The organism is Streptomyces tubercidicus (assembly GCF_027497495.1).
Lineage (GTDB): Bacteria > Actinomycetota > Actinomycetes > Streptomycetales > Streptomycetaceae > Streptomyces > Streptomyces tubercidicus.
In genome coordinates, this window is record NZ_CP114205.1 from 7,243,866 (window position 1) to 7,258,609 (window position 14,744).

Below are 14,744 nucleotides of genomic sequence, written 5' to 3' on the forward strand. Positions count from 1 at the left end.
AGGGTCAGGTGGTCAGGGTGGCGAGCTTGCGCAGTGACTCGTTCAGGGCGGCGCTCGCTGAGTCCTTGAGTTTGCCGGCCATCAGCGAAACCGCGGCTCCGGTGAACGTCCCGTCGATGCGTACGGTCGTTGCCCCGTCTTCCGGGGTGAGTGCGTAACGCATCCCCAGGGTGACGCCCATCGGGCCCTTGCCCTCGATGCCGAGCAGTCGGCCGGGCTCCAGTTCCCGCACGGTCCAGGCGACCTCCGCCGGGAAGCCCATCAGCTTCATGTTCTCCTCGTAGCCCGCGCCCACCTGGAGTGATTCCGGGCCGCCCTTGGGGAAGGCGGTGTGGGTGGCGTTCCACTCCCCGTAGGAGTCGAAGTCGGTGAGCCGCTCCCAGACCTTCGCGGGCGGTGCCTCGATACGGGCCTGTGCGGTGACTTCGGCCATGCGATCACCCCTTCGGTGACGATCCCTGGCTGGTGCGGCGGAACGTAGCTGTGCCGGGGTGAAGGTTCAAGAGTGAGGGTCGCCCCTTGCTGACGAGTCGTCAGTTTTCGGATGGGGTGATGGATCCGGAGGCGGGGTGGGCGGTCGCCCTGTCCTTGAATGTCCGGACTTCACGATTCCCGCACATCTCCTCCGTAAGGATGAGATCGGGTGTGGGTGTGCGCAACCAGCGGGGGAGGGGCAAATGCTTCCCGGCGGTGATGTTCCGGGCCTCAGGGGCTGGTGGGGTGGGTGCTGTGCAAAACCGTACTGCGTACAGTGGGGGCGGCAGCCCCGCCCCGGAGGACCTCGATACTCGGCTCACCGTCGAGCTCGCGTCGGTCGTATCCGCTGCCCGCAGGCGAGCCACCCGCGACGGCGACCGGCAGGTCGACACCGCGCATCTGCTGCACGGCCTCCTGGAATGGGACCCCGCCGTACGCGACGCCTTCGAGGGCGGACCGCAGGTCGCACGGCTGCTCGGCTACCTGGTCCAGCGCAGCATCGGCTACGGACTCCGATGGCACGGCACCATCGAGGACTCCGGCGCGGTCCCGGTGGTCGCCGAGGGTGCCGTCCCCGGATGGTCACCCGCCGCGGCCGCCGCCATGGACGGTGCCCTGGACCGCGCCCATGCCCGCTACGCCACCCGCGCGGGCTGCCTCGACCTGCTGGCGGCTCTGGTGGACGACCCGGAATCCAGGGCCGTCGAGGTGCTGCGACGGGCCTCCGTCGACACCGCCCGGCTCGCCGACCGGCTGGACGGGGAGCGCTCCGGCCAGGATTGACAGCACCCTGCCGGGATTGACAGGCCCGTGGCCAGGATTGACAGGGGTCTTGGGGGGTGGCACTACTGACGACGGCTGCCATGATGGCCGGATGCACGCGTCTTCGGGGAGCCCGGCAGGGTCATCGACCGGCTCGGGCCAGGGAGTTTCCGGGGCCTTGGGGGCCCAGCAGTCATCGTCCGCCCTCGGGGCCCGCCCTGGTCGGGCGCCCGCAGGACGCGGCGCCGGCCTCGGTATCGCCCTGCTGTCCGCGCTCGCCTTCGGCGGTTCGGGCGTCGCCGCCAAGCCCCTGATAGCCGTCGGCCTCGAACCGCTCCAAGTCACCTGGCTGCGGGTGGCGGGGGCGGCGCTGGTGGTGCTGCCGGTCGCCTGGCGGCATCGGGATCTGCCGCGTCGTCGGCCCGCGCTGCTCGCGGGCTACGGGCTGCTCGCCGTCGCCGGCGTCCAGGCGTGCTTCTTCGCCGCGCTCTCCCGTATTCCCGTCGGGGTCGCGCTCCTCATCGAATATCTGGCCCCCGCCCTGGTACTGGGCTGGGTCCGCTTCGTTCAAAAACGGCCGGTCACCCGGGCCGCGGCGGTCGGCGTGGTGCTGGCCGTCGGCGGACTGGCCTGTGTCGTGGAGGTCTGGTCCGGGCTGAGCTTCGATGCCATCGGCCTTGCGCTGGCGCTCGGCGCGGCCTGCTGCCAGGTCGGCTACTTCGTGCTCTCCGACCACGGGACCGACGGCGACGACGCGGTGGACCCGCTCGGTGTGATCGCCTACGGCCTGCTGATCGGCGCCGTCCTCCTCACCGTCATCGCCCGCCCCTGGGGCATGGACTGGGCCGTACTCGGTGGCGGCGCGGACCTGAACGGAACCCAGGTACCCGCCGCTCTGCTGCTCGCCTGGATCGTGCTGATCGCGACGGTGGCGGCCTACCTCACCGGTGTGGTGTCGATCCGCCGGCTCTCGCCACAGGTGGCCGGAGTGGTCGCCTGTCTGGAGGCGGTCATTGCGACGGTCCTGGCCTGGATCCTGCTCGGCGAGCATCTCTCCGCACCGCAGATCGTCGGCGGGGCGGTGGTGCTGATCGGCGCCTTCATCGCGCAGTCGGCCAAGCCGAAGGGGACGGAGACGGTGCGGGTGGCCGGAGGCGGGACGGGGGCGGGAGGCGGCTCGGGGGCCGTTGACAGTGCGGGCGACGGGGCGGGGATGGGTGACGGGGCCGGCGCTCCCGAGGGCAGCGGGGCGCCGGAGTCGTCGGCCGCCCCGGTGGCCTCGGCCCGGACCGGGGATGACTTGTCGGCCGGTTCCCACGCGACATAGGGTGTCGATCATGCATTCGACTGTGCTGCCCCCTCCCGCCGCGTAACGCGGGCGGCGGCCTCCGAGGAAAACCGGGCTCGGGCTGGTTCCCGAGCCGCTTGTCGCTGCCTGCATACGGGACCACGCGACCACTCCACGGCGTATGACGCCGTCCTGGATTTCCCGGAGCACCTCTCCCATGCATGCCACCGTTTCCTCCGCCCTGCCCGTCGGCCGGGGGCTGTTGTACGTCACGCTCGCCGCGACCGCCTGGGGCACCGCGGGCGCGGCCGCCGCGCTCCTTTACCGCGGCAGCGGACTCGGGCCGCTCGCCCTCACTTTCTGGCGCACCTTTGGCGGGCTGGTCCTCCTGCTCGCCGTACGGGCGCTGCTGCGCCGCCGGTCCGGTACCGCCGCCGTCCCCGCCCCGTCCGAGCCGCTCCGGCGGCGCCTGGCCCGGATCGTGATGACCGGCGTCTCGCTCGCCGTCTTCCAGGCCGCCTACTTCGCCGCAGTCGAAGCCACCGGGCTGGCCGTGGGCACCGTCGTCACCATGGGGGCGGGCCCGGTCCTCATCGCTATCGGGGCGCGGGTGACGATGGGCGAACGGCTCGGTGCGGGCGGAGTCCTGGCCGTCGCCGGGGCGCTGGCCGGGCTGGCGGTCCTGGTCCTTGGCGGCGACGGCGCTGCCACCGTCCGGCCGGCCGGTGTCGGCTATGCCCTGTTGTCGGCGGCCGGCTGCGCCGCGATGACGCTGACCACCCGGCGGCTGGGCAAGGACGGCGGCAGCGATCCCTACGCCTCGACGGTCAGCGCCTTCGCGGTCGGTGCGCTGTGCCTGTTGCCGCTCGCGGCGGTGGAGGGGCTGTTGCCCGAGGCGCATGATCTGGGCCGCAGCCTCTGCCTGCTGGCCTATATCGCGGCGGTGCCGACCGCGCTGGCCTACGGGCTGTACTTCGCGGGCCTGGCCGTCGTTCGTGCCGCGACCGCGTCCGTGATCTCACTGATCGAGCCGGTGTCGGCCGCGGCCATCGCGGTGCTGTTTCTCGGGGAGCGGCTCACGATGGCTACGGCGGTCGGAACGGGGGTGCTGCTGACGGCCGTTGCGGGGCTGGCGGTGACCGAGGCGCGCGGAGCGGTGTCGGGGGCGCGGTCGGGGGCGAGGTCGGCTGAGCCGGTGGCGGGCTGAGGGCGGGGGAGCCGTCAGGAAGCGGGCTTCCCCTTGGCGGCTGCGGCCAGTCTGCGCTGCTGGTGGGTGCGGGCCGCCGCGTCCCCGGGGCCGTCCCGCTCGGCGAGGCGTTCCGAGATACGGTGCTGGACGGCCTCGCTCCGCTTGCCGCCGTACTTGAACTTGGCGCGGACCTCCCGCACTTCGAGGCGCAGGCCACGGATGCCGGACAGCAGCCGACCGTACGGAGCGGCACCCGCGGCGACCGGCACTGAGCCGCCCTCCGGCTGGAAGTGGGCCATCTGACGCTGAAGCAGCGCCGCCTTCGCTTCCGGGTCGTCCACGACATGGGCGGTGCAGGTCAGCTGGACCGCGGCATAGAAGCTGGTGGGGACGCCGTGTTCGGGCGGCTGGTCCTCGGCGGCCTGCCAGGGGCCGGGGATGAAGGTGTAGTCGTCTACCACGCTCAGCAGCACCGTCGGCCGGTCTTCCAGCGCGCTCCAGAGGGGATGAGGCCGGGCCAGATGCGCGACGGCCTCGCGGCGGGACGGGTCGTAGGCGAAGTGCAGGGGCTGCAGCATCGGTGGTTCGCCGGGGCGTCCATTGGCCGCCAGCTGGCCGAAGTCGTGTGCCACGAGCCACTGTTGCCATTCGGCGTCCTCAGTGGGGGCGTCCCAGGGGTGGATCAGCACGGTGGCTCCTCAGCGGGCGGAGAGATATGCCGGCTCGGGCGTGCCGGGCGCGAGGTCGTCGGACGGTATGGGGGTGCCGTACACGGGGGCCACGGGCAGGACGCCGCTCCAATACGGCAGCGCGAGGTCCTCCGGCTCGTCGTTGGGGCCGCCGGTGCGGATCTTGGCGGAGACCTCGTGCAGGTCGAGACGGATCACGGAGGTGGCGGCCAGCTCCTTGGTGTTGCCCGGCCGGGAGTCCGCCGCACGTCCGGGCAGCACATGATCGACGAGCGCGTCGAGCGCGGCCGTCTTCTCCTCCTCGTCGGTCACCTGGTGTGCGGTGCCGTGCACCACGACGCAGCGGTAGTTGAGGGAGTGGTGGAACGCGGACCTGGCCAGCACCAGACCGTCGACATGGGTGACCGTCACGCACACCTCCAGGCCGGGGTCCGGCGCCGCGCCGGCCATCCGCAGTGGGCGGGAGCCCGTGGAGCCGTGGAGGTAGAGGCGGTCGCCGACCCGGCCGTAGAGCGTCGGCAGGACGACCGGGGAGCCGTCGCGGACGAAGCCCAGATGGCAGACGTAGCCCGCGTCGAGGATGGCGTGCACGGTCTCGTGGTCGTAGGCGGCGCGTTCGCGGGCGCGGGTGGGGGTCGTGCGCTCGGTCGGTTCGTACGACGCGGCGGGGGCCATTGCGATCTCCATTGCACTAGTGCATAATCAATTTTGTGCTAGGAGAGTATCTGATCGAAGGGCGGCGCGCATCGGAGATTGCCGCCAGTGTCGAGCGGGCCGTCGGTGCGGGTCGGCTCCAGCCAGGTGAAGTGCTGCCTCCGCTGCGGGAGTTGGCCGTCTATCTTGAGGTCAATCCGAATACGGTCGCGGCGGCGTACCGCTCCCTCCGCGACCGAGGGGTGATCGAGACCGCGGGCCGGCGCGGCAGCCGGGTGCGGCCCCGTCCCGCGAGCACGTCGCGCGAGGCGCTGCGGGTGGAGGTGCCGCCGGGCGTCCGGGACGCCTCCGACGGAAACCCCGATCCATCGCTGCTGCCGCCGCTTGAGCGGGCGCTGGCCGAGGCCGCCGCCCGTAGTGCACGGCGTCCCGTGCTCTACGGCACACCGGCCGTGGACGACGACCTCGCCGTTCTCGCCCGCGCGGCGTTCGCCGCCGACGGCGTGACGGAGGCGCCCGTCGCCGTCACCAGCGGCTCGCTGGACGCCATGGAGCGGGTGCTGGCCGCCCATCTGCGGCCCGGCGACGCCGTGGCGGTGGAAGATCCGGGGTGGGGCAGCCTGCTGGATCTCATCCCGGCCCTCGGACTGCGCCCCGTTCCGGTCGGAGTGGATGACGAGGGCCCGCTGCCCGAGCAGTTGGCGCGCGCGGTCCAGGAGGGTGTCCGTGCCGTCGTCGTCACCGACCGGGCGCAGAACCCCACCGGCGCCGCCATCAGCCGCGCCCGCGCCACCGAACTCCGCACCCTGCTGGCCGAAAACCCCGGCATCCTCCTCATCGAGGACGACCACGGGCATGGCATCGTCGATCTCCCGCTCCATCCGCTCTCCGGGGTCACCGACCACTGGGTCCTGGTCCGTTCGACCGCCAAGGCGTACGGCCCGGACCTGAGGCTTGCCGTGCTCACCGGCGATGCGCTGACCATCGACCGGGTGCGCGGCCGTCAGCGCCTCGGGCCGGGCTGGATCAGTCATCTGCTCCAGGACACGGTCGTTCATCTGTGGCGGACCTCCGCGATCGACCCGGCGGCGGTGGCCGGAGCGTACGGCCGGCGGCGGGAGGCGCTGATACGGGCGCTGGCGGAGCGCGGGGTCCGTGCGCGCGGCCGCAGCGGTATGAACGTCTGGGTGCAGGTCCCGGACGAGACGGGCGCGGTGGCCCGACTCCTGCACTCCGGCTGGGCGGTGGCCCCCGGCGCACGCTTCCGCCTGCACTCGCCACCCGGCATCCGCATCACCGTCTCCGGCCTCACGGACGACGACATCACCCCGGTGGCAGATGCCGTCGCCGCGGCGACGGGGGTGGGGGAGGCGCGGCGGTATGAGTGAGCGGTGAGTGCGAGGCGGAGTGGCGGTCTCGGGAGCTTGCGAGGCGGGGCGCCGAAGAGCCCCCGAGACGCGGCTCGGGGGCTCGGGAACCTTGGGGCCCGGTGTCAGATGCGGACCGGCGTCGTCAGTCCGGGGTCGAGTCGGTCCGCGGGGCTGCCGGGCGGATGGGGCGGGGCCTGCTCTGGGTGAGGGCGGCGCCGGCCAGGATGATGAGGGCGCCGAGCGGGGTGTTCCAGCTCAGTTGTTCGTGCAGGAGGGTCACGCCGGCCGCGGTGGCGATCATGGGGACGAAATAGGTGACCATTTGCGCGGTGGTGGGGCCGATCTCGGCGACCAGGCCGTACTGGATGAGGAAGGCGAGGCCGGTACCCAGGGCACCCAGGGCGAAGACGGCGAGCAGCGGGATGATCGGGTAGCTGGTCGGTGCGGTGGTGAACAGTGTTGTCACGACGGCCAGTTGGGCGGTGGCCAGGAGCAGCTGGGTGGTGGACATCGACAGGTGTGAGTGCGAGACGCCTGCCAGGGTGCGGCGGACGTAGATCCAGCCGATGGCGTAGCTGAGCGCCGCGCCCAGTGCCATCACGGTGCCCGTCAGATCCGTGCCGGCGAAGCCCTGCCAGGCGCCGAGCACGGTGAGTACGCCCAGAAACCCGAGGCCGAGACCTGCCACCCGGCGGCGGGTGGGGCGGTCCTCGGAGAGCGCGATGACCGACAGCGCCATACCCCACAGCGGTGAGGTGGCGTTGCAGATGCCGGCCAGTGTGGAGGGGATGGTCAGCTCGGCGTACGCGAAGAGGGAGAACGGCAGCGCGTTGAGGAAGAACGCGGCCGCGGTCAGATGGGCCCAGATGCGGGCGGACCGGGGGAGCCGCTCACGCTTGACCGTGAGGACGGCCAGCAGCACCAGCGCACCGAAGGCGACCCGGCCCAGCGTCACTTGCAGGGGAGCGAAGCCCTGGGTGCCCACCTTGATGAAGAGGAAGCTGAAGCCCCAGACGAGGGAGAGGACGGCGAAGCGGAGCTGCCAGCTGCGGGCCCGGCCGCCGGTCTTGGGGCTGGCGGTCGTGGTCGCCGTCCCGGTGCGGAGCGAGGGGGCCGCGGAGGTCGCGGTAGTAGCGGTGGCCGCGGTAATCGCGGAGGTCGCGGCGTCCCCGTCGGCGGCGGGGCGGTCAGTCGTAGCCGCGGTGTTCGTGGTGTCGGCGGAGGCGGTGGAGGTGCCGGTGGGGGTGCCGGTGGGGGTGCCGGTGGCGGTGCGCATGAGGTCCACGATGCGGGGTACAACTTCGTAGCACAAGCGAAAATTCGTGGCGGGTATCGCTTAGCATTGCTTATATGTTGAACCTTGATCGCCTACGGACGCTGAGTGCGGTCGCCCGCCATGGCTCGGTGGGCGCGGCTGCCGAGGGGCTGCATGTGACGACCTCCGCCGTCTCGCAGCAGATCGCCAAGCTGGAGCGGGAGACCGGGCAGCAGCTGCTGGCGAAGAACGGGCGTGGGGTGCGGCTGACCGACGCCGGACGGCTGCTCGCCGATCATGCGACGCGCATCCTTTCGCAGGTCGAGCTGGCCCAAGCAGAGCTGGAGGCGCATCGCGGCCAGGCGGTGGGCGAGCTGCGGATGGGTGCATTTCCCACTGCGGCACGGGGGCTCTTCCCGGCCGCGCTCGTCACCCTCCGCGCCGAGCACCCCCAGCTGCGGGCAGGGCTCACGGAGATGGAGCCGGACGAATCGGTCCGCGGAGTGGTGCGTGGCGACATCGATCTGGCGGTCGTCCTGGACTGGTACAACCGGCCGCTGTCCCTGCCCGACGGGCTGGCGAAGGCCCCGCTGCTGGACGATCCGGCCGATGTGGCGATGCCGTCCACCCATCCGCTGGCCCAGCGGCGGTCCGTGGAGCTGGAGGAGTTCGCCGATGACGAGTGGATCTCCTGGCCGCAGGGGGAGTTCTGCAATGAGTGGCTGATGTTCACGCTGCGCAGCAAGGGCATTGAGCCGCGGGTCGCGCATATGGCGGAGGAGCACGGCACCCAGCTCGCCCTGATCGCGGCGGGACTGGGCGTCGCGGTGGCTCCGCGACTCGGCCGTGGGCCCGTGCCGGAGGGAGTGAGCGTGGTGCCCGTACGCCATACGATGCGGCGCCATGTCTATGCCATCTGGCGTGCGGATGCCGACCGCAGGCCCTCGATCCGGGCCGCCGTGGGAGCGCTCCGCACGGCCGGGAAGAGTCTGCAGGGTTCCTGAGGCGGCCGGCGTCGGCTGCCCGCGGGCTTTGCTCAGGCCGGTGGGACGACGCCGCGGATCACGCCCAGCTCCAGCAAGTCCTGTGGGCGGATACGGAGTTGGTCGGCGGTGGAGTGGATCTGTGTCTCGTCGCGTTTGAGGATGGCCGCGGCCAGTTCCGGGGCGATCACGGAGAAGTAGCTGTCCGGTGTGGCCCAGAGCCGGTCCGGTGCGGCAAGGGCCAGCGCACCGCCCGAACCGCCTTCGCCGATGAGCAGGGAGGTGACGGGCACCCGGGCGGTGGCGAGCGCCGCGAAGGTGTCGGCGATGGCGGCCCCGGCACCGGCGCGCTCGGCCGCTGCGTCGTTGGCGGCGCCCGGGGTGTCGACGAGGGTGAGGACCGGCACGCCGAGCCGGTCGGCGAGCCGGACGAGCCGCGCGGCGGTACGGAATCCGGCCGGGCGGGTGGCCGTACCGCACTGGGCGGCGAAGGCGATGGTGCGCCCCTCGCGGCGGCCGAATCCGCACCGTATGCCGGGGTCGACACCGCCGCAGCGGTCGCCGCTGATCTCCTCCCGGTCGTCGAAGTAGGCGCGCAAATACGCCTCGGCACGCGGCCGCCCGGATGCGCGGGCGCGGACCACCGCATCCCAGCCGGTCTCCGGCAGCCCGGGTGGGCCGAGCGCAGCCGGCGGAGGCGCCGGATCCACCGTTGTGGCGGGCAACTCCCGTGATGTGCCCAGTAGTTGCAGCCATCGCTGGAGCGTGGCCCGCAGCTGGTCGGGCGGGACGACGGCATCGATCTGGCCGGCGGCCAGCTGGCCCTCGGCGGTGTAGGCGGAGGGGTCGGCATCCGGGGGACGCACCCGCGAGCCCGCGAAGCCGACCTGGGCACCGGGGAGCGCGAGGATCACATCGGCGGCCGCGCCCAGGGTGGCCCAGCCGCCGCCGGTCGTCGGATCGCGCAACACGGCGAGCTGGGGGAGCCCGGCGGCGCGGTTGAGTGCCGACTGCCGTGCCACCCGCTGGAGTTGGGTCAGCGCGCGCATCCCCTCCTGCATCCGGCTGCCGCCCGTGGCGATCAGGGAGACGACCGGCAGACGGTGTTCGCGGGCGTGGGTGTAGGCGGCCTCCAGACGGTCGCCGGTGCGCTCACCGAGGGAGCCGCCCAGATAGCGGAACTCGAAGGAGAGCACGACCGCTTCCCGGCCGCCTATCGTGGCCAGCGCGGTGACCACCGACTCCTCCTCGCCGGTCCGTTCCCGGGCGCGGGCCCGCGCTTCGTCGTAGCCGCGCCAGCCGAGGGGGCCGTCGGGTGCGGACGGCGTCCTGGACGATGCCCCGGAGGGGATTCCGACGTCGTCGGGCACGGCCGTTTCGGAGTAGCTGTCCGCCACTGCTGCGATGGCTTGGCGGGCTGTCAGCCGGGCGTATGGCAGGGCTGTGGTGGCGGCGTGGGCGGGTGGGGTGTGGGCGTCGGTCGTGGTGCTGTTGCCGGCCGCGGCGCTGTCGTCGGTCGTGGGCCCGGTGCCGCCGCCGCGCCGACCGTCGGCCTCCCCGGGGACCGCGCCCCCGTCCCCGCCACCTCCGCCCCTACGCACGGAGCTCACGCTTCAGGATCTTGCCCATGTCGTTGCGCGGCAGGGCGTCCAGGAAGTGCACGGTACGGGGGCGTTTGTGCGGGGCGAGCTGGCGGGCGACATGGTCGGCAAGTTCTTCGGCGGAGGGTGCCGGGCCGGCGTCCGGACCGGTCTCCGCCACGATCCAGGCGACGATCCGCTCACCGAGATCCTCGTCCGGCGCGCCGGTGACGGCGGCCTCGGCGACGCCCGGGTGGGCCAGGAGCGCATTCTCGATCTCGCCCGCGCCGATCTTGTAGCCGCCGCTCTTGATCAGATCGGTGGCCTTACGGCCCACGATGCGGTAGTTGCCCGCGGCGTCGCGGACCGCCATGTCACCAGTGCGGAACCAGCCGCCGTCGAAGGCCGCGGCGGTGGCATCGGGGCGGTTGAGGTACTCGACGAAGAGGTTCGGGCCGCGGACCTGGATCTCGCCGACCGTCTCGCCGTCGTTCGCCTCGATGGCCTGGCCCGCCTCGTCGACGAGCCGGGCATAGACCCCCGGGAGCGGTACGCCGACGGTCCCAGGCGCATCGGGGCCATCCGCCCGGACGCTGGTGTTCATCAGCGTTTCCGTCATGCCGTAGCGCTCGATCACCCGTCGGCCGGTGGCTGCCGTGATCCGCTCATGATCGGTCAGCGGCAGCGCGGCCGAGCCGGAGACCAGCAGCCGGGCCCTGGAGAGCGCCTTGGCGAGCGCGGGATTCTGCCCCACCTCGGCGGCCAGGCGGTGGTACATCGTCGGGACTCCGAAGAGCATCGTGCCCTCAGTGGCGAGTTCCCGGGCCACCGCTTCGGTGCTGAAGCGCCCCAGATGGTGCACGCTGCCACCGCGGCGCAGCGGCCCGAGGATGCCGAGGATCAGCCCATGGACGTGAAAGAGCGGCAGGGCGTGTACAAGGACGTCGTCGGCGGTCCACTGCCAGGCGTCTGCCAGCGCGTCGAGGGTGTGCGCAAGGGCGCGCCGGGGGAGGACCACGCCCTTGGGTGGCCCGGTCGTGCCGGAGGTGTAGACGATCAGCGCCGGTGCCTCATCGCCCGGTTCGATCGGCAGCGGGGCCGGCCCGGCCTCCTCGGAGGGCGCCGCGGCCTCGATGTCGATACGGGACAGCGCGGCGAGCGGGCCCGGCAGCTCGGAGCCCGGCTCGGCCAGGACGAGCGAGGGCGCGCTGTCCGCCACGATGTGCGCCAGCTCGCTCTCGCCGATCTTCGGGTTGACCGGCACCACGGCCACCCCGGCGAGCAGCGCCGCGACCGCACCGACCGAGGTCTCCAGCGTCGGCGTTGCCCAGAGGGCGATACGGGTCTCACCGGCGATCCGCTCGGCGAGCGCCCCCGCCACCAAAGCCAACTGGCCATGGCTGAGGCTGCGATCGCCGAAGCACAGCGCGGGTGCGGGCGAAGCGTCGCGCAGCGCGGGGAAGAGCACGTTCACCGGATCTCCTTCGTCCTCGGCGGCACCCGGCCACCTCGCGGCCGGGCCGTCCCGCTCCCGCACCTGCCGGTACCGAACGGGCTGACCCACACCACTCTCGCAGAGACCACTGACAACGTGATGTGCAACGTGATCACACGTGACGACTGCGACCTTTCGAAGGCGGCGACACCTGGTCCCGGTGGTTGACGCCACCTGGGGCGCCCGGTGACCGGCCCGATGAGATGCCGAAGCTGTACCGGCCGTCACCCGGCCGCTGCCGCTGCCGCAGCCGCAGCCGTGGGCCCCGTCTCGTACGCCCGCGCCCTCACCCCGGGATCTTGCGGAAGTCCCACGATGCGACGGACTTCGGCGTCAGGCGCAGCCACGCATGTCGGCCGTCGTGCGGCATCGTGGCCGTCCCGAAGTACTTCTGCGCGAAGAGCCGCTCCGGGGCGTCCAGTTCGGGGCACGGCTCGCCGGTGCGCGGCGCCTCCCCGACGAACTCGGCGCGGCCCGCCAGCTCGGCGCCGCGCAGCTCGCCGTACGCGTGCCCGTCATCGACGACCACCGTGATCCGCGGGTCCTTGCGCAGCTGGGCCCACCGTTTGCTGCGGGTGATCGAATAGAGCCACAGCGCCGTACCGTCCCAGACGAACCACAGCGCCCCGACGTGCGGCGCACCGTCGCCACCGACCGTGGCGACCCGGCAGGTGCGCTGCGCCCAGAGGAACGCGTCGAGCTCGCCCTGCGTCATCATGATCCGGCGCCCGCGCCGCTGTGTATCGGCCATCCGCCATCGCCCTCCGCCGTGTACCGCTCATGCGGCACTGCCCCGCTCACCTGACACCGGCCCAGCCCTCGGCTACCTACCTGGTTGCGCTATCTGACTGGACGTCAGAAATCATGCGGGCTCTTCCTGACGTACGCAATGCCCGCTAGCCTCGGCCCGCCTCCAGGAGGCCCGTCGGGAAAGCGCATCGCCAGAACCCGGACCCGCCGCGCAACAGACCTACGGAACCAACCGACGGCAACAGACCCACGGAATTCAGGCCCGCCAGAAGGGAAAGCGATGCCTTCGGACGCCGCACGGCTCATCGGCCAACTGGACGCCGCCACGACCGTACTGCTCACCGTCGAGTGCCAGCGCGGGGTGGTCGGCCCGGACAGCGCACTGCCCGAACTCGCCGACGCGGCACGTACGTCGGGGGCGCTGGCGAACGTCGCCCGGCTGGTGGCGGCCGCCCACGACGCCGGTGTCCAGGTGCTGCACGCGGTCGCCGAACGCCGCCCCGACGGCCGCGGCGCCAGCCACAACGCCCGCTTGTTCAAGGCGGCCGAGCGACTGCCCATCCAACAGCTCAGCGGGTCCACCGCGGTCCGTATCGCCGACCCGATACCCGTCTCCGACGATGACCTGGTGGTGCGCAGACTGCACGGCCTCTCGCCGATCGCCGGTACCGACGTGGACGCGCTGCTGCGCAACTTCGGGTGCCGGACCCTGGTCGTCACGGGGGTGTCGGCGAATGTGGCCATCCCCAATGCCGTTTTCGACGCCGTCAACCTCGGCTACACGGCCGTAGTACCCGCGGACGCCATCGCCGGGGTACCTGCCGACTACACCCCCGCGATGATCCGCCACACCCTCGCCCTGGTCGCCACCGTCACCACCACCGATGACGTCCTGACCACCTGGCGGCGGAGACCGGAGCGTGCCACCCCGGCCCCCAACGACACGCCTGCGCCCTCCTGATCTCGCTGATCCCGGCAGCCGCCGCCAAATCACTTGGGCCGGGGTGTCGCCCGCGCCACCACCAGCCAGGACCTACCGGCGTGAGCAAGCGACCGTATGGGGCGTGGCTGAGAGCGCTTCTTACCGGAGCGCACCCTGAGCCCCAACTGGCGGGGAGGGGGACGGTCGTGGGCCTCTGCCGCCGGGCTGATCCCGCTCGGCGGCAGAGGCCCACCTCCGTCGGCTTCCGCTCAGGCAGTCGCCGTGGACTCCGCCGGACGACGGCCCCACGCGGAGATGGTCACCTGAGGGATGTCGATGAAGGCCGGATCCTTCAGAAGGGCGGCGAACTCCGCCAGATCGGCTTCTGTGATCAGACCGTCGGCGAGAAGACCGGGGGCCGCCTGCGTGATGAGCGGAAGCCAGCGGTCCTTGTCGAGTCCGCCCATACAGCCGGGATTCGCGGCGAAGGCCACCTCGGTCAGCGCGTTGCGGGCGAGGAGGGCCGGGAGGCCGCGGACCCAGGTCAGATCAGCCCCGTGCTGCTGATACCTGTGCTGATAGGCATCGAGGAGGCGCTGGACCACGGGGAACGGGGACGTATGGCCGGGCAGCTGGTAGGGCTCTTCGACGATGAGCCAGCCACCGGGGGAGAGCCAGCGGGTGGCCCGCGCGATCATCTCGTCGCGTTCCGGGAGATGGCAGAACAGGTAGCGGGCGTGGATGAGGTCGAAACTGCCGGGCGGGTAATCCTCCCGCGTGATGTCGGCTTCCTGGATCTCCAGATTCGCGGCCCGGCTCGCATCGAGGTGGCGGGTATCGAGATCGACACCGACTACGCGTCCGTCCGGGCAGCGTTCGGCGAGCCAGTAGGCGATGGAGCCGGCGCCTGCGCCCAATTCCAGGCAGTTCCAGGAGGGTTCGATACCAAGACCATCGAGAAGGCCGGTGGTGAAGGTATCGACGTTGCGTTGGATGGCCGCTAAGCGGTCGCGTTCACGGTCGGCGTCATTGCTCAGCATGCCGCTGTTGTAGGGGGTGGTGGTGGCAGGGCGCTGGGTCATGGTGTGGCTCTCTTGGTGAGTACTTGGGGGTGGGTGTGAGTTGGACGTACGTAGTAGACAGGGGCGGGCGGGTGGACGGGTGGGGCAGCGGACGCGGACGAACATGCCCCAGCGCTATCAGGACGGCATGGAGGGTCAGATCTCCGCCCTGGGCTGGGGCCCCAACGCCCTCGTACTGTTCAAAACTCGGTCCATGGCCCGGTGGCCTGTGCCCGCTGCGTGATCCGGGCCTGTCCGAGGGTGAGTGA

At 71.9% G+C, this 14,744-nt stretch carries 14 protein-coding genes; 6 read left to right on the forward strand and 8 right to left on the reverse strand.

Annotated elements, in window-relative coordinates:
- Positions 1 to 4: 4 nt before the first annotated feature.
- Positions 5 to 433, reverse strand: coding sequence for a type II toxin-antitoxin system Rv0910 family toxin (locus STRTU_RS31660; RefSeq protein ID WP_159748514.1), 429 nt, complete (start codon positions 431 to 433; stop codon positions 5 to 7).
- 296 nt (positions 434 to 729) lie between these two features.
- On the opposite strand from STRTU_RS31660, the gene STRTU_RS31665 reads away from it, so the two are divergent.
- The 3 genes from STRTU_RS31665 to STRTU_RS31675 all read left to right on the forward strand — a co-directional run bounded on the left by STRTU_RS31665 (position 730) and on the right by STRTU_RS31675 (position 3,734).
- Positions 730 to 1,260 carry a Clp protease N-terminal domain-containing protein gene (locus tag STRTU_RS31665; RefSeq protein ID WP_159748516.1) on the forward strand — a complete coding sequence of 177 codons (531 nt, stop codon included), beginning with the start codon at positions 730 to 732 and terminating at the stop codon, positions 1,258 to 1,260.
- Positions 1,261 to 1,351: 91 nt separating this feature from the next.
- Complete coding sequence (locus tag STRTU_RS31670; RefSeq protein WP_246241547.1) at positions 1,352 to 2,566, forward strand: EamA family transporter; 1,215 nt, start codon at positions 1,352 to 1,354, stop codon at positions 2,564 to 2,566.
- A gap of 178 nt (positions 2,567 to 2,744) precedes the next feature.
- Complete coding sequence (locus tag STRTU_RS31675; protein ID WP_159748518.1) at positions 2,745 to 3,734, forward strand: DMT family transporter; 990 nt, start codon at positions 2,745 to 2,747, stop codon at positions 3,732 to 3,734.
- A gap of 14 nt (positions 3,735 to 3,748) precedes the next feature.
- On the opposite strand, the gene STRTU_RS31680 is transcribed toward STRTU_RS31675, so the two are convergent.
- Positions 3,749 to 4,405, reverse strand: coding sequence for an FMN-binding negative transcriptional regulator (locus tag STRTU_RS31680; RefSeq protein ID WP_159748520.1), 657 nt, complete (start codon positions 4,403 to 4,405; stop codon positions 3,749 to 3,751).
- A gap of 9 nt (positions 4,406 to 4,414) precedes the next feature.
- Positions 4,415 to 5,092 (reverse strand): pyridoxamine 5'-phosphate oxidase family protein, encoded by a 678-nt coding sequence (locus tag STRTU_RS31685; protein WP_159748522.1) that lies wholly within the window; start codon positions 5,090 to 5,092, stop codon positions 4,415 to 4,417.
- Positions 5,093 to 5,115: 23 nt separating this feature from the next.
- Between STRTU_RS31685 and STRTU_RS31690 the strand changes: the two genes are divergently transcribed.
- Positions 5,116 to 6,447, forward strand: coding sequence for an aminotransferase class I/II-fold pyridoxal phosphate-dependent enzyme (locus STRTU_RS31690; RefSeq protein ID WP_159748524.1), 1,332 nt, complete (start codon positions 5,116 to 5,118; stop codon positions 6,445 to 6,447).
- 124 nt (positions 6,448 to 6,571) lie between these two features.
- Here STRTU_RS31690 and STRTU_RS31695 read toward each other — a convergent pair whose 3' ends face one another.
- Entirely contained in the window at positions 6,572 to 7,705 is a 1,134-nt protein-coding gene (locus STRTU_RS31695; RefSeq protein ID WP_246241548.1) for a DMT family transporter, read from the reverse strand.
- Positions 7,706 to 7,779: 74 nt separating this feature from the next.
- On the opposite strand from STRTU_RS31695, the gene STRTU_RS31700 reads away from it, so the two are divergent.
- Positions 7,780 to 8,688 carry a LysR family transcriptional regulator gene (locus tag STRTU_RS31700; protein WP_159748526.1) on the forward strand — a complete coding sequence of 303 codons (909 nt, stop codon included), beginning with the start codon at positions 7,780 to 7,782 and terminating at the stop codon, positions 8,686 to 8,688.
- 32 nt (positions 8,689 to 8,720) lie between these two features.
- Here the strand turns inward: STRTU_RS31700 and STRTU_RS31705 are convergent, their stop codons facing one another.
- From STRTU_RS31705 to STRTU_RS31715, 3 genes are all read right to left on the reverse strand, one after another.
- Positions 8,721 to 10,073 carry a carboxyl transferase domain-containing protein gene (locus STRTU_RS31705; protein WP_174879030.1) on the reverse strand — a complete coding sequence of 451 codons (1,353 nt, stop codon included), beginning with the start codon at positions 10,071 to 10,073 and terminating at the stop codon, positions 8,721 to 8,723.
- A 187-nt stretch (positions 10,074 to 10,260) separates the two neighbouring features.
- Positions 10,261 to 11,721, reverse strand: coding sequence for an acyl-CoA synthetase (locus STRTU_RS31710; protein WP_159748528.1), 1,461 nt, complete (start codon positions 11,719 to 11,721; stop codon positions 10,261 to 10,263).
- A 307-nt stretch (positions 11,722 to 12,028) separates the two neighbouring features.
- Positions 12,029 to 12,493, reverse strand: coding sequence for a pyridoxamine 5'-phosphate oxidase family protein (locus STRTU_RS31715; RefSeq protein ID WP_159748530.1), 465 nt, complete (start codon positions 12,491 to 12,493; stop codon positions 12,029 to 12,031).
- A gap of 279 nt (positions 12,494 to 12,772) precedes the next feature.
- Here STRTU_RS31715 and STRTU_RS31720 point away from each other — a divergent pair, with 279 nt between their 5' ends.
- Positions 12,773 to 13,453: a cysteine hydrolase family protein gene (locus STRTU_RS31720; protein ID WP_159748532.1), complete on the forward strand. Its 681-nt coding sequence runs from the start codon at positions 12,773 to 12,775 to the stop codon at positions 13,451 to 13,453.
- Positions 13,454 to 13,683: 230 nt separating this feature from the next.
- Here the strand turns inward: STRTU_RS31720 and STRTU_RS31725 are convergent, their stop codons facing one another.
- Positions 13,684 to 14,496, reverse strand: coding sequence for a class I SAM-dependent methyltransferase (locus tag STRTU_RS31725; protein WP_159748533.1), 813 nt, complete (start codon positions 14,494 to 14,496; stop codon positions 13,684 to 13,686).
- Between the last annotated feature and the right edge of the window lie 248 nt (positions 14,497 to 14,744).

What these genes read in the sequence shown, in the direction of transcription:
- STRTU_RS31660 (WP_159748514.1), bottom strand. Translation starts at nt 433, where the DNA reads ATGGCCGAAGTCACCGCACAGGCCCGTATCGAGGCACCGCCCGCGAAG.
- STRTU_RS31670 (WP_246241547.1), top strand. Translation starts at nt 1,352, where the DNA reads ATGCACGCGTCTTCGGGGAGCCCGGCAGGGTCATCGACCGGCTCGGGC.
- STRTU_RS31675 (WP_159748518.1), top strand. Translation starts at nt 2,745, where the DNA reads ATGCATGCCACCGTTTCCTCCGCCCTGCCCGTCGGCCGGGGGCTGTTG.
- STRTU_RS31685 (WP_159748522.1), bottom strand. Translation starts at nt 5,092, where the DNA reads ATGGAGATCGCAATGGCCCCCGCCGCGTCGTACGAACCGACCGAGCGC.
- STRTU_RS31695 (WP_246241548.1), bottom strand. Translation starts at nt 7,705, where the DNA reads ATGCGCACCGCCACCGGCACCCCCACCGGCACCCCCACCGGCACCTCC.
- STRTU_RS31700 (WP_159748526.1), top strand. Translation starts at nt 7,780, where the DNA reads ATGTTGAACCTTGATCGCCTACGGACGCTGAGTGCGGTCGCCCGCCAT.
- STRTU_RS31715 (WP_159748530.1), bottom strand. Translation starts at nt 12,493, where the DNA reads ATGGCCGATACACAGCGGCGCGGGCGCCGGATCATGATGACGCAGGGC.
- STRTU_RS31720 (WP_159748532.1), top strand. Translation starts at nt 12,773, where the DNA reads ATGCCTTCGGACGCCGCACGGCTCATCGGCCAACTGGACGCCGCCACG.
- STRTU_RS31725 (WP_159748533.1), bottom strand. Translation starts at nt 14,496, where the DNA reads ATGACCCAGCGCCCTGCCACCACCACCCCCTACAACAGCGGCATGCTG.